Source organism: Desulfobulbus rhabdoformis, assembly GCF_016919065.1.
In the GTDB taxonomy this organism is placed as follows: Bacteria; Desulfobacterota; Desulfobulbia; order Desulfobulbales; family Desulfobulbaceae; genus Desulfobulbus; species Desulfobulbus rhabdoformis.
In genome coordinates this window covers 36293-48260 of sequence record NZ_JAFFQA010000039.1, presented here as the reverse complement: position 1 = coordinate 48260, position 11968 = coordinate 36293, and the positions used below count along the sequence as shown (strand labels likewise).

The 11968-nt window shown below is 51.0% G+C and carries 11 protein-coding genes, 1 tRNA gene and 1 pseudogene; 3 read left to right on the top strand and 10 right to left on the bottom strand.

All coding sequences use genetic code 11. The annotated features are described in order from the left end of the window. Positions 1–208: 208 nt before the first annotated feature. Genes JWJ90_RS17555 through JWJ90_RS17545 form a run of 3 tightly spaced genes read right to left on the bottom strand, consistent with a single transcriptional unit; the run spans position 209 to position 1191 of the window. A complete protein-coding gene (locus tag JWJ90_RS17555) occupies positions 209–682 on the bottom strand; it encodes a GNAT family N-acetyltransferase (RefSeq protein ID WP_205228514.1) in 474 nt (157 codons plus the stop codon). A 52-nt stretch (positions 683–734) separates the two neighbouring features. Further along, positions 735–971 (bottom strand): type II toxin-antitoxin system RelE family toxin, encoded by a 237-nt coding sequence (locus tag JWJ90_RS17550; RefSeq protein WP_205228513.1) that lies wholly within the window; start codon positions 969–971, stop codon positions 735–737. Then, positions 958–1191 carry a CopG family transcriptional regulator gene (locus JWJ90_RS17545; protein ID WP_205228512.1) on the bottom strand — a complete coding sequence of 78 codons (234 nt, stop codon included), beginning with the start codon at positions 1189–1191 and terminating at the stop codon, positions 958–960. Before JWJ90_RS17545 ends, JWJ90_RS17550 begins: the two co-directional genes overlap by 14 nt. Before the next feature lie 336 nt (positions 1192–1527). Between JWJ90_RS17545 and JWJ90_RS17540 the strand changes: the two genes are divergently transcribed. Further along, entirely contained in the window at positions 1528–2169 is a 642-nt protein-coding gene (locus tag JWJ90_RS17540) for a flavodoxin family protein (protein WP_205228511.1), read from the top strand. Positions 2170–2271: 102 nt separating this feature from the next. On the opposite strand, the gene JWJ90_RS17535 is transcribed toward JWJ90_RS17540, so the two are convergent. The 3 genes and pseudogenes from JWJ90_RS17535 to tatC all read right to left on the bottom strand — a co-directional run bounded on the left by JWJ90_RS17535 (position 2272) and on the right by tatC (position 4663). Next, positions 2272–2348, bottom strand: a tRNA-Arg gene (locus JWJ90_RS17535). A 99-nt stretch (positions 2349–2447) separates the two neighbouring features. Further along, on the bottom strand, positions 2448–3728 hold the full coding sequence (locus JWJ90_RS17530) for a class II fructose-bisphosphate aldolase (RefSeq protein WP_205228510.1): 1281 nt from the start codon (positions 3726–3728) through the stop codon (positions 2448–2450). A 150-nt stretch (positions 3729–3878) separates the two neighbouring features. After that, a pseudogene (tatC, locus tag JWJ90_RS17525) lies at positions 3879–4663 on the bottom strand (twin-arginine translocase subunit TatC). 387 nt (positions 4664–5050) lie between these two features. Here tatC and JWJ90_RS17515 point away from each other — a divergent pair. Both JWJ90_RS17515 and JWJ90_RS17510 read left to right on the top strand, forming a co-directional pair. After that, entirely contained in the window at positions 5051–6439 is a 1389-nt protein-coding gene (locus JWJ90_RS17515) for a sigma-54-dependent transcriptional regulator (protein ID WP_205228508.1), read from the top strand. 25 nt (positions 6440–6464) lie between these two features. Next, positions 6465–8159, top strand: coding sequence for a two-component system sensor histidine kinase NtrB (locus JWJ90_RS17510; RefSeq protein WP_205228507.1), 1695 nt, complete (start codon positions 6465–6467; stop codon positions 8157–8159). Here JWJ90_RS17510 and murA read toward each other — a convergent pair. The 4 genes from murA to rpmE form a co-directional block, all read right to left on the bottom strand. Beyond that, positions 8149–9432, bottom strand: coding sequence for a UDP-N-acetylglucosamine 1-carboxyvinyltransferase (gene murA, locus JWJ90_RS17505; protein WP_205228506.1), 1284 nt, complete (start codon positions 9430–9432; stop codon positions 8149–8151). The two genes, JWJ90_RS17510 and murA, sit on opposite strands and share 11 nt — an antisense overlap. A 54-nt stretch (positions 9433–9486) precedes the next feature. Beyond that, on the bottom strand, positions 9487–10353 hold the full coding sequence (gene prmC, locus JWJ90_RS17500; RefSeq protein WP_205228505.1) for a peptide chain release factor N(5)-glutamine methyltransferase: 867 nt from the start codon (positions 10351–10353) through the stop codon (positions 9487–9489). After that, positions 10354–11424: a peptide chain release factor 1 gene (gene prfA, locus JWJ90_RS17495; protein ID WP_205228504.1), complete on the bottom strand. Its 1071-nt coding sequence runs from the start codon at positions 11422–11424 to the stop codon at positions 10354–10356. Between the two features lie 322 nt (positions 11425–11746). Then, positions 11747–11965, bottom strand: coding sequence for a 50S ribosomal protein L31 (rpmE, locus tag JWJ90_RS17490; protein WP_205228503.1), 219 nt, complete (start codon positions 11963–11965; stop codon positions 11747–11749). Positions 11966–11968 lie beyond the last annotated feature (3 nt).

Below are 11968 nucleotides of genomic sequence, written 5' to 3'. Positions count from 1 at the left end.
AAATATCTCTCCTTATCACCTCCCCTCACTAAAAAGGGGGAGGCGATAAGGAGAGATATTTCGGACTACCCTTTGCTCGAAATTTTCAAAATTCCAGATTTCTACCCACGGATTCGGCGGAAGAGCCTTATTTAGTATATAGAGCCAAAACGTGGCCAGCACCTATTATTCTACAGCGGTGCATGTACGTGTTCGCTGCAATGATTCATTAGAGGGTATCATGCACTCGCTTTTCCATGAAAACCAATGAAACAGCAGGCGAAAGAACCTCGGTGCGGACAACGTTATAACCATGACGTTGGTACAGCCGAATGTTTGCCTCGCTTTTGGCGCCAGTAAAGAGTTCAAATTTTCCTGTATCTTTCGCTTCATTTTCTGCCGCACGTAGCAACTTAGAGCCAATGCCCTGCCCCTGAAATTCGGGAAGCACAGCCAGGCGGCCGATGGAGCATACCGCATGTTCGGTAATCGTACGCACAGTACCAACAAGCTGTTCACCTAGAGCTGCCTTAAGGACAGTGTGCGTTTGAAACTCTCCCTCCAAAGATGCCAGCGTTTGTGTCAGGGGAGGAATTGACCAGTCGTTGTACAACCTCGCCTCTGATTCATAGGCAAGTTTCTGCAACTGGAGGATGGCAGGTGCGTCTTGTAACTCGGCTAAGCGAATACTCACCTCAGTCATTACTCTTGCCCTCTCACACAATGATCACCGGTTTTTTCGGGGTGTCTTCAGGTTAAAACAAGAAAAAAGCCAAGCAAAGGTCCGCCCTCTTATCACTTATAGACAATCCGGCAGTTGCGCCTTGACGGACTCGGCATAATTCAGCACCGGTGAGTTTCAGGCTTCCTGGTGGCAGGGGATCAAGTCCAAGCTGCTCAATCCTAGCGAGGATTCGCTCTAAATCGGTTTTCGGAATACGACGCAGATCTTTGTAGACCGAATCCTTGAAGAGGACTTCAGATCCTGCCATCGGCTTTTAACCTCGCCACCATCTCGGCAAAACTCAAAACGGATTCCTTTGTCCGTTCCTCAAAGGCCTCAATGTCGGTAGCATCTTCGGCAAGAGAATCTTTCACTGCTTGGCTGACCAAGGCTGAAATAGATTTCGAGGTTTCGATGGACTTAAGTTTGAGAGCTTTGTGTAACTGTGAATCAAGGTAAATAGTTGCGCGTTTCAGTGCAGGTTCCATAACATAACTCCCTTTAGATGCTAGAAACTATAACGTTTTGAAGTCACGACGTCAATCGAGCGGAAATGTTATGGTTCCTCGAAAGTTGAGTACCGGGAGATATCAGGGATACCGTCAACTCAAAAATCGTGACCTGCCCCCATTCATTTATTTTACGCCATTTTTCCTTTAGCGCCCCCCTCAAACACAACTTTCGAGCATAACGCCCCTCTCAACGCTCTATCAAAGAAGTGCCTTATTCAAAAGTCTTCTATGGATATGATGCAGAACCGTTGAAATACCACGGGGAATGCCTATTGTTGGCACTTTAAGCTAATTTTATTTTAAGGACACCACATGAAATTTTATGCCGTTAACTGCAGCCCCCGAAAGCAATCCAACACCGCCAGTCTTTTGGACAGCACCGTTAAAGGAGCCGCATCAAAAGGTGCCCGGACAGAGTTGATTCACCTCTACGATTATCGTTTCAAGGGGTGTATCAGCTGCCTGGCCTGCAAAACAATTAAGAACAGGGAAAACGGATTGTGCGCCGTGAAGGATGAACTCACGCCTCTGTTGGCGAAGATGACCCAAGCCGATGCCATTGTCTTTGGTTCGCCCATTTATTTCGGTGATGTTACCGCTTATACCAGAGCCATCATTGAACGGTTTGCCTATCCATTTTTTCTATACAGCAAAACCTGTTCATCAAAGTATAAGGGGGAGATGAAAACCGCCTTTATCTATAATATGAATGTGGATGAACAGGGCATGACGGCCAGAAATTATGCACATACTTTTGAGATGAACAAGGACTATTTTGAACGGATTTTCGGCCACTCGGAATATATGACGGTTTGCGACACCATGCAGGTACAGGACTATACAAGGATCATTTCTGATGGTGTCGATCCCATAGCAAAGGCAAAATCCAGGAAGGAGCAATTCCCTAAAGACCTGGACAGGGCCTTTCAGCTGGGCCAAGCATTGGTTGGGTAAAATATTTTCTGAGTAAAAAAAGGCGAAGGCGAGTTTTTTTAAAGCTGGGGCTCAAAACAAAAAAAGCCACCTAGCAAAAACTTGCTAAGTGGCTGATATTACTGGTGGGCGAGGCGGGATTCGAACCCGCGGCCTTTGGCTTCGGAGGCCAACACTCTATCCAGCTGAGCTACCCGCCCAATAGTGCCTTGTATATGCGGAAGGACAACTATACACCAATCCGTTATCAGTGCAAGTTTTTTGCAACCCCCTTCATTTTTAATCCTGCGCAACAGGGATTAATCGTCAAAGTCCCCTTCCGGGCCTTTATCGGAGCTGATGGCCGCTGCCCGTTCGTGAATTTTTTCCACGCTCCAAGCCTCCGGTGATTCTATACGACCTGTTTTGGGTCCAAGGTCATACGAACCAGCCTCAAGAATAGCTTCCACACCATAGCGGGCGGTGTCAGCGGCATTAAACACCTCGACCAGTATGGTGTAGATAAAATTCTCCACACGTCTGGCCATGCGTTCACGGACAGCCTTGGGTTGCCCAAGAATCTTGTTTTCAAAGGGCAGGTTCAGTTTTTTGTAATTCCCCTGCTTCCAGCCCTGTTCCTGGGCGTAGCTCTGCATCTCCTGCCACAACTCTTCGGTAACGCCCTCGCCCTGCACCTTGATGAAGTCACCCTTGTCATCAAGAGCAGCATTACCGTAATCGTTTACCTCAAGGCCCCAGGAGACCATCTGTAGGGCGGTCGCCACATTGGCCTTGGTGGTGTACGTCTGGGCAGCAATATCACGCAATCGCCCGGAGTTGTTACCGGAGGTACCATGCTGAGCTCCCGATACGGCATAACCGGCCAGCGCCTTATGAATTTCAGTGGTCAGTTCAACCTGAATGCCCTGGGCCGAAGCCTCTATACCGTGGGTGGTTCCGTTGTTGAGTGCGATCCAGTCGGGAAAGACATCGTGGGCGTTGAGTCCCTGAATGATAAAGAGCGCCTCTTCCTTGGTGGAAAGCCCGAGCTTACCTTTAATCTCTCCGACCTCGGTCTCAAGACCTGCCCATGAGGGCACATAGCGGGAAAGCTCAACACTGGCCAACAGGTTCTCGTCATCAACCATGTGTGAGGCATCAATGGCTATAGAGGTGATACCTGCCTCAAAAATGGTGGGAATTTCAACAGCTGCAACAGGCACGTCTTCAGGCTTTTTAATCCCGTAATGATCGGCGTGAATGGCAACCGGAACGGTAATCCCCAGCTCGTTGCAAAGAGCATCGACCTGGCGGGCAATATTCCAGTAATTAACCGCGCAATAGGCGTTTGCGCCACCTTCAGAACGGGCAATTTCGATAATAATGGCTGCATGGGCCCGTTGGGCGGCCTGCAAAGCCCCCCGAATGACCAGATTATTACGGCCGTTGGCTGCAATGGTCATAGCTCCACCTTTGGCCAGCATGGCTCTATCTATAACCTTACCACTGACCAGCAAGGCTCGGGAGCTTGGAAACAGGGAACGAATATTCGGTGGACGGCCAATCTCCAGAGCTTTTTCAAAATCACAGATATACGACATGCTCATCCTCCTGGCTTGTTTGATCTGACGGCTAGGCAACTATGAAGAATTGTTGAGAATAATGTTCTATATTTTAACCAAGTTACCCACAACTAAACAAGAAAGTTCTTCTGTGGACGATAAAAAATTTTGTTCATGTGGGCATGGGCTTTACGACAGGTCCTCCTCACTTTCCTCTTCAGTAGGCTGTGAGAAACTCGCCAGGGTTGTGCGCCCGAAAAACGACACCGCCACAATACTTACCTCGTACAACACTACCAGTGGGCCAGCCATCAGCAGCTGATTGACGACATCGGGAGTTGGTGTGAGAATGGCAGCGATGATAAAGGCCATGAGCAAGGCGTACTTTCTGTTTTTCTTTAAAAACGGTGGATTGACGATGCCGATCTTGGCGAGAAACACCATGAACACGGGTAACTCGAAGACAAGACCAAAGGCGAAGAAGAGTCGGAGGGCAAGCGAAAAATATTCATCCACCGAGGGCATGGGCTCTAGGAAACTCGAAGAATAACCGAGCAGGAACTGAAAAGCTGGAGGAAATACGACGAAGTACCCAAAGGCTGTTCCACCGAGAAAACAGAGGGTGGAGATGAGGATGAAGGGAATCAGGGCCTTGCGTTCATGGCGGTAGAGGCCGGGAGCAATAAAACGCCAGATTTGGGAAAAGATGACCGGGCTGGCCAGGACAATACCGCAGACAAGGGCGAGCTTTAGATAAAAAAAAACCCTTCCTGGTATGAGGTGAAAATAAGAGGTTGGCCTTCAGGCAGGACCAGGACCAGGGGCCGGAGAAAATAATCAGCCAGTGGGCGAACCACACTATAGGCTACAGCAAAGCCAGCGGCAACAGCCCCCAGAGAAATAAGCAGGCAGGAGCGCAGCTCTGCCAGATGTTCTGTGAGCGCCTGTTGTTGCAATTGTTCTTCAGTCTTCACGCGATGCGTATCCTTGTTTAAAGTACGCCTGTTGCAAGCCTTCCAGGGAAAGCTCAACCAAGCATTCAAGCAAAAAGTTTGTCCCTAAATCCGTGACGGGGGTTTTTACTCTCGAATCCAGGATTGTCTCTATCTACCGTATCACCACCTGGATGTAAACCGGATATGCACCTGAAATCATGACGGCGGTTGAATGCGCACGGATTCAGGAATATGCCTTTACCCTATCCGCAAGGATCCGCTATCGTCTTACGGCCCCAAACTTCCCCCTGGCGCCGCTCCTGCAATCAGGGAAAGAGGATAATGTTTGACTTCAATGTAACCTTGGGGATACACTGGCTATTATTCACAAAAGTTTGATTTGCAAGGATTTTTATAAGGTACAATATGTCCTCTATTCTCGTTGTTGATGACGAGCTGAGCATGCGCGAATTTTTGCGCATTCTTCTTGAAAAAGAAGGGTACCAGGTCACGGTGGCACCAGATGGAACCAATGCCCTGCAGCTTGCCCAGGACCATCCCTTTGATCTGATGATTTCAGATATTCGCATGCCCGGCATGAGTGGGCTGGAATTACTGGCACAGATAAAAGAGCCTCAGCCCGATATCGGCGTCATCATGATCACCGCCTTCGCCTCTCCCGATGATGCGGTAACCGCCATGAAAAACGGCGCCTTTGATTACATCACCAAGCCCTTTAATGTCGATGAAATCAAGCGGGTGGTGCGGGCTGTATTAAAAAAACGTCCCCAGGCAGAGGTTTTACCGGAGCAAGGATTTCCCGAGATCATTGGCCGCAGCTCGGAGATGATGAAAATCTTTGAGCTGATCTCCAAAATCGCGCCTACTCCCGCCAACGTGCTTATTTACGGGGAGTCGGGCACGGGCAAGGAGCTTGTGGCAAAGGCTATCCATAACCGCTCCCAGGTTTCGAAAAAACCCTTTGTTCCCATCACCTGCAGCGCCATCCCCGAGAGCCTGCTTGAAAGTGAACTCTTTGGCCATGTAAAAGGGTCCTTTACCGGGGCTATTGCTGATAAGGCGGGCCTTTTTCAACAGGCCGATGGTGGCACCGCCTTCCTTGACGAGATAGGCGAACTCACCCCCATTATCCAGACTAAACTTCTCCGGGTTTTGCAGGAACGCGAATTCATGCCCATTGGCTCGACCCGAACTCGGCAGGTGAATGTCCGCATTATTGCCGCCACCAACCGTATTCTTGAAGAAGAGATTATTTCCGGATCCTTTCGCGAAGATCTCTATTACCGCCTCGCCGTAGTACCGATTCGTGTTCCTCCATTGCGGGAACGGCTTTCTGATGTACCACTTCTAGTCGAACATTTTTTGAAAAAATACTCCAGCCTGCTGGGCAAAGAAGTGCAGACCATGTCATCCTACGGCATGGAAGTGCTCATGCAATACGACTTTCCCGGCAACGTACGAGAGCTTGAAAACATTATAGAGCGAGGCGTGGCCATGGAGTCCTCTAATATTATTCTGCCGGAGAACCTGATTCTCTCACTGCATCGCCAGGGCAAAAAGACACCGGCTTATCAGGAAGAAAACGCGCCACTGTTTGTCGCTGCCCATAGCGAGCAGGAACTCTTTGACAAGGGAATTGAAGAGGTACTGCAGAATGTAGAAAAAGACATGATCCGCCATGCCCTTGACACGGCAGGCAATTCCAAGATGCGGGCAGCGGAACTGCTCAAGCTCAGCTTTCGCAGCCTACGCTATAAAACCAAAAAACATGGCATTGACGACGAGCGCCAATAACAGCCCCCCTGTGTAGAGGAAACCAATGCGCTCTCTCCTTCGACTCTTTTCGCCGGTAACCAGCAGTGAGCAGGAAATCCGGCGCCATATCCTCTGGTGGATCGCCATCCGTGTGGTGTTGTTTACCCTGCTGCTCAGCATAGGAGTTTATCTGCTGGAAAAAGAGAGCTCAGCCCTACTGCCTCCCCTGCCGCTCATCTCTTTCTTTCTTTTGGGCATTTACGGATTTTCCATCCTCTCTGCTCTGCTCATGCCCAGAATTGGCTGGTCGGCGCGTCGTTTTGGCGTAGTCCAACTGCTCTTTGATCTCTGCTGCAATGCAGTCCTGGTCTATGGAACCGGGTGCAGCCAGTCGGATTTTATCGTGTTGATGGTGTTGCCGGTGATCACCGGTGGGTTCATTCTCTACCGCATCGGTGCCCTCTTTCTCGCAGCCAGCTCCACCCTGCTTTTAGCCGGAGTCTTCTTCCTTGAACAGGTGGGGCATATCCCCGACTATTTTCTTGACTCACTTTATAAGCCGGCAACCAACCCCTTGGCCACGGCCAATCTCTTTGCCATATACGGCCTGATCTTTTTCCTCGCAGCCCTCTTGAGCGGTCAACTGGCCAGACGCCTGCGGGTCACAGAGGAAAAACTCGATCGGACCTCACGTGAATATGATCGCCTCTCAAGTCTCTACAAGCAGATCTTCGACGACATATCAACCGGCATTATCACCACGGATTCGCTCGACTTTATCACCTCGTTCAACCAGGCGGCCGAACGCATCACCGGTTACACCCGTCAGGTCCTTTTAGGACAGCCCTTTACCCGTATTTTCCCCGAAATTCGTCTTCAGGAGAAGCAGGGACGCTCGGTCTGCGATTACAAGCGAACAGACGGAGTGGCCATACGACTGGGCTACTCGTTTAGTTTTCTCCGTACACCGGAGCAGCAGCAAGAAGAGAAAGATTCCTGGGCACGGGGCAAGGTGATTACGCTGCAGGATATCAGCCAGATAGAACGGATGGAAAACCAGGTGCGGGAAGCGGAGAAGATGGCGGCCATCGGCGAACTGAGCGCATCCATTGCCCATGGGTTTAGAAATCCACTGGCGGCGATTTCCGGTTCTGTGCAGATTTTGACCATGGAACAGGAACCGCTGAGTACCATGGACGAGGCAACAGTCAGGACCCTTTTGGGAATTATTCAGCGTGAATCAAACCGTATGGCCAAAACCATCACCGATTTTCTTCAGTTTGCACGGCCCGCAGTGGTTCAGTGCGAGTGGTTCAACCTGAGTAACGTGGTTGATGAGGTAATAAAAAGGTTGGAGGGCGGCCCTCTACTGGCCTCTGCCCGCCGCATTGAAAAAGAAATCAATGCGACGCTTTCCTGCTGGGCAGATCGCCAGCAGATGCAGACAGTGCTCACCCATCTTCTGGAAAATGCCTGTTATGCAGTGGAAACAACCGGGGGGAAGGTACACGTCACCGCTCTGGAACAGGACACTGGGGAACTTTACCTGGAGATTTGCGATGAAGGGGTTGGCATTGATCCGGCTATACGCAGTAAGGTCATGACGCCATTTTTCTCAAGCAGGACCGACGGTACCGGCCTAGGCCTGTCCATCGTCCATCAGATCATTGAAAACCATCATGGCAGCCTGTCCATCAAAGAGAACTCTCCCCAGGGGTGCCTTATGGCTCTACGCTTGCCCCAGCCCACTATTCCCTGACTATTTCCACTCGAGCCCCCAGAGCCCGCAGTTTTTCAGCCATCTCTTCATAGCCGCGCTCCAGATGATAAATCCTGGAAACCTCTGTACGGCCAAGGGCAGAGAGCCCCGCAATGACCAGGGAAGCAGAAGCTCGCAGATCAGTTGCCATAACCGGAGCACCGCAGAGGGTATCGCGCCCTATCCCTCGTATAATGGCCCGTGAGCCTTCAATGGCAATATCAGCGCCAAGCCGTTTCAACTCGGCCACATGCATGAACCTGTTTTCAAAGATGGTCTCATGGATGATAGAGGTCCCGTCCCCCTGAACCATCAATGCCATGAACTGGGCCTGCAGGTCGGTTGGAAATCCTGGATAGGGTAAGGTGGTAATGTCTATACTACGCAGTCTGCAGAGGCTTCTGCCGTCAATCTCCGGGCAGGAGACGGTAATCGAATCCTCGGTCTCCTCGATGTTAACCCCGCAGAGCAGCAGCTTCTCCGTCAAAGCAAGGAGGTGACTGGGATCACAGTCGGTTATGGTGACCGAACCACCGGTGGCAGCCACGGCAATCATATAGGTGCCGGTTTCGATACGATCAGGGATGATCTTCGATTCAGTGGCATGCAGCTCGGAGACTCCCTGCACGACCAAGCGGTCGGTGTCTTTGCCTTCAATATTCGCCCCCATGGCGACCAGCATATCTACCAGGTTCCCGACCTCGGGCTCACGTGCGGCATTTTCAATGACCGTCTCCCCTTCTGCAACCACCGAAGCCATAAGGACGTTTTCCGTCCCCGTAACCGAAGGCACATCAAAATAAACGGTCGCCCCCTGCATTCTTCCATTTGCAATGGCCTCCACATACCCCTGTTCCAGGTTGGTGGTGACCCCTAATTTTTCAAAGCCTTTGAGATGATAGTTGATGGGGCGGGCTCCGATGGCACACCCGCCGGGCAGCGAAACTCTGGCAGAGCCCAAGCGGGCAAGCAGCGGGCCCAGGACAAGCACAGAGGCGCGCATGGTTTTAACCAGGTCGTAGGGGGCCTCAACCCCCGTGAGATTATCGGCATTGATCCGCACCGTTTTGCCGCTTCGTTCCCATTGCACACCAAGTATCTCAAGCAATTTCAACATAGTCCGCGTATCGCGCAGATCAGGGACATTATGGAGTACGTGCTCACCAGGAGCAAGCAGGGTTGCAGCCAGAAGTGGCAGGGCAGCGTTTTTGGCACCACTAATGGAAACGGTGCCATACAGGGGCACACCGCCGTCTATAAGTAACTTGTCCATATATCAGTCAAAAAAAGGAAGAATAACAAGGGTTCATTGTGGAAGACAAGGCTCTCAGCAACATAATCGAGCCAGCGCCACTCGGGGCTGACCGGCATAGTCACTGAGCACCTGTGCCTGCTCATATACGGTGGCAGCTTGCAAAAGGCTGATCACCGCTTCTTGTTGGTCAGAACCAATCTCCAGAAAAAGCCAGCCTCCGACCTGGAGATAGTTTGGTGCCTGGGTAATAATGCGTTGTATACAGTCGAGCCCATCCTGACCGCCTGAAAGCGCCATACGCGGCTCAAAGCAAGCCACCTCGGGTTCCAGTTGCTCAATCACCGAGTCAGCAATATAGGGCGGATTGCTGACAATACAGTCAAAAATGCGTTCTTGTGCCAGGGCGGCAAAAAGATCACTCTGGACCAGGGCAACCTGCTCCTCGAGGTGGTATTGAGAGCGGTTCTGCTGCGCTATCCACAGGGCCTCAGGCGAGAGATCAACGCCGACAACCGAGCAGTCCAGCTCTTGGGCCAGGACCAGGGCAATTGCTCCGCTGCCGGTGCACATATCAAGGACTCGCAACCCGGTTTTCGGATGCAGCTTTGCCAGGACCTGTTCTATCAAAAACTCGGTTTCCGGCCTTGGGATAAGCACAGCCGGGGAAACAATCAGCTCAAGTGACCAAAAATCCTGAACGCCGGTGAGATGCTGCAGGGGAATCCGCTGACAACGCTTGTCCAGGAGATCATGATAGTGGTTAACAAGAGCAGGTTCCTGAACTACGTCGGCATCAAGCATGAGCTGGGTACGACTGAGCCCGGTGACAAACTGCAACAGAAGCCTGGACTCGATCTCCGCATCCCTAATACCGGCAGCAGCCAGCTGCCTGCTCCCAGAGCGCAACAGCGCACCTATTGGCGCAGAGGCATGTTCCACTTAACTGCCTTCTTTCAGTGCTTCTGTCTGATAATGAGTGATGATGGGGACGATTACCTCATCAAGCATGCCAGCCAATATCTGGTCAAGTCGGTAGACAGTCAGATTTATCCGGTGGTCCGTCACCCGCCCCTGGGGAAAGTTGTAGGTTCGAATGCGCTCACTTCGATCACCAGAGCCAACCTGTGATTTCCTTTCCTCGGAGATACGATCGTGGCGTTCCTGCTCCACCTGATCAAGCAAACGTGCGCGGAGGACTTGCAAGGCCTTGGCCTTATTTTTATGCTGGGATTTTTCATCCTGACAGGTAACCACCAAGCCGGTGGGCAGATGGGTCACCCGGACTGCAGAGTCGGTGGTGTTGACCGATTGTCCTCCAGGCCCGGATGAACGGTAGACGTCAAATTTCAACTCATTGGGTTCGATATGCAGATCGACTTCCTCGGCCTCAGGAATAATTGCAACCGTCACCGCAGAGGTATGGATGCGCCCCTGGGTCTCGGTGTCAGGTACTCGCTGGACACGATGCACTCCGGATTCAAATTTTAAACGGGAGTAGACGCCATTACCGCTGATAAGCGCGATGATTTCCTTAAAACCACCGATGCCAATGGGGTTGGAACTCATGATTTCCACTTTCCACTTCTGACTTTCGGCGTAGCGGCTGTACATGCGAAAAAGATCAGCAGCAAACAAGGCCGCTTCATCCCCGCCAGTACCTGCTCGAATTTCCAGCAGAATATTTTTTTCGTCGTTGGGATCTTTGGGGAGCAGACGGAGGCGGATCAGTTGCTCCAGTTCCTCTTCCCGTTCCTTCAGCTCCTCATTATCAAGCTTTGCCAGCTCAACGAGTTCCTGATCCTCACCATCTGAGTGAATCAGTTCCTGGTTATCGGCGATCTGCGTAATGACATTTTTATATTCAAAGTAAAGCTCAGCAATTTTTGCAACGTCAGCATGTTCCCGCACCACCTCACGGTATTTACTCTGATTCCCGACAAGCTCAGGATCAGAGAGCTGCCGTTCAAGCGAACTCAACCGCTCGTCAATGTCACGTAAATTCTCAAACATGATCACCTCGTCAAAAGAAGCAAGCCGTCATTGCGCACACTTCATCAGCGAAAGGCTGAGAATATCGGCAGGGATTATTTCGTGGCTTTTAATAGGAAGAATGCACGGGGGAACAGCTTTCTGAAATCACGAACTGCCAGGCTGTTGCCTCCTGTCCTTACCCCAGAGGTGCGATGGAGACAACGGCATGATACGGATTCCAGAAAAAGAAAATCCCTCATGACCACACGCACGCTGACACTCCACCCACGCTCTCAACAAGAGGTGTGGCGTTTGTCCAGAATGGGGGTCAGGAGGGAGAAAAAGAAATTCCAGCCAAAAATTATTTTTTCTTGGTTGCCTGGTATCCAGCGTATTTCTTTTTAAATTTCTCGATACGTCCTGCGGTATCAATCAGCTTCTGTTTACCGGTGAAGAATGGATGACAGGCAGAACAGATCTCCACACGCATCTCGGTATCTACAGAGCCGAGTTCGATTTCATTGCCACAGGCGCAAACTGCCTTGATTTTATGATATTCCGGATGAATATTGGCTTTCATTTG

Excerpts from the sequence above, each read along its gene's own strand:
- JWJ90_RS17555 (WP_205228514.1), bottom strand. The coding sequence starts at position 682 with ATGACTGAGGTGAGTATTCGCTTAGCCGAGTTACAAGACGCACCTGCC.
- JWJ90_RS17550 (WP_205228513.1), bottom strand. The coding sequence starts at position 971 with ATGGCAGGATCTGAAGTCCTCTTCAAGGATTCGGTCTACAAAGATCTG.
- JWJ90_RS17545 (WP_205228512.1), bottom strand. The coding sequence starts at position 1,191 with ATGGAACCTGCACTGAAACGCGCAACTATTTACCTTGATTCACAGTTA.
- JWJ90_RS17540 (WP_205228511.1), top strand. The coding sequence starts at position 1,528 with ATGAAATTTTATGCCGTTAACTGCAGCCCCCGAAAGCAATCCAACACC.
- JWJ90_RS17530 (WP_205228510.1), bottom strand. The coding sequence starts at position 3,728 with ATGTCGTATATCTGTGATTTTGAAAAAGCTCTGGAGATTGGCCGTCCA.
- JWJ90_RS17515 (WP_205228508.1), top strand. The coding sequence starts at position 5,051 with ATGTCCTCTATTCTCGTTGTTGATGACGAGCTGAGCATGCGCGAATTT.
- JWJ90_RS17510 (WP_205228507.1), top strand. The coding sequence starts at position 6,465 with ATGCGCTCTCTCCTTCGACTCTTTTCGCCGGTAACCAGCAGTGAGCAG.
- murA (WP_205228506.1), bottom strand. The coding sequence starts at position 9,432 with ATGGACAAGTTACTTATAGACGGCGGTGTGCCCCTGTATGGCACCGTT.
- prfA (WP_205228504.1), bottom strand. The coding sequence starts at position 11,424 with ATGTTTGAGAATTTACGTGACATTGACGAGCGGTTGAGTTCGCTTGAA.
- rpmE (WP_205228503.1), bottom strand. The coding sequence starts at position 11,965 with ATGAAAGCCAATATTCATCCGGAATATCATAAAATCAAGGCAGTTTGC.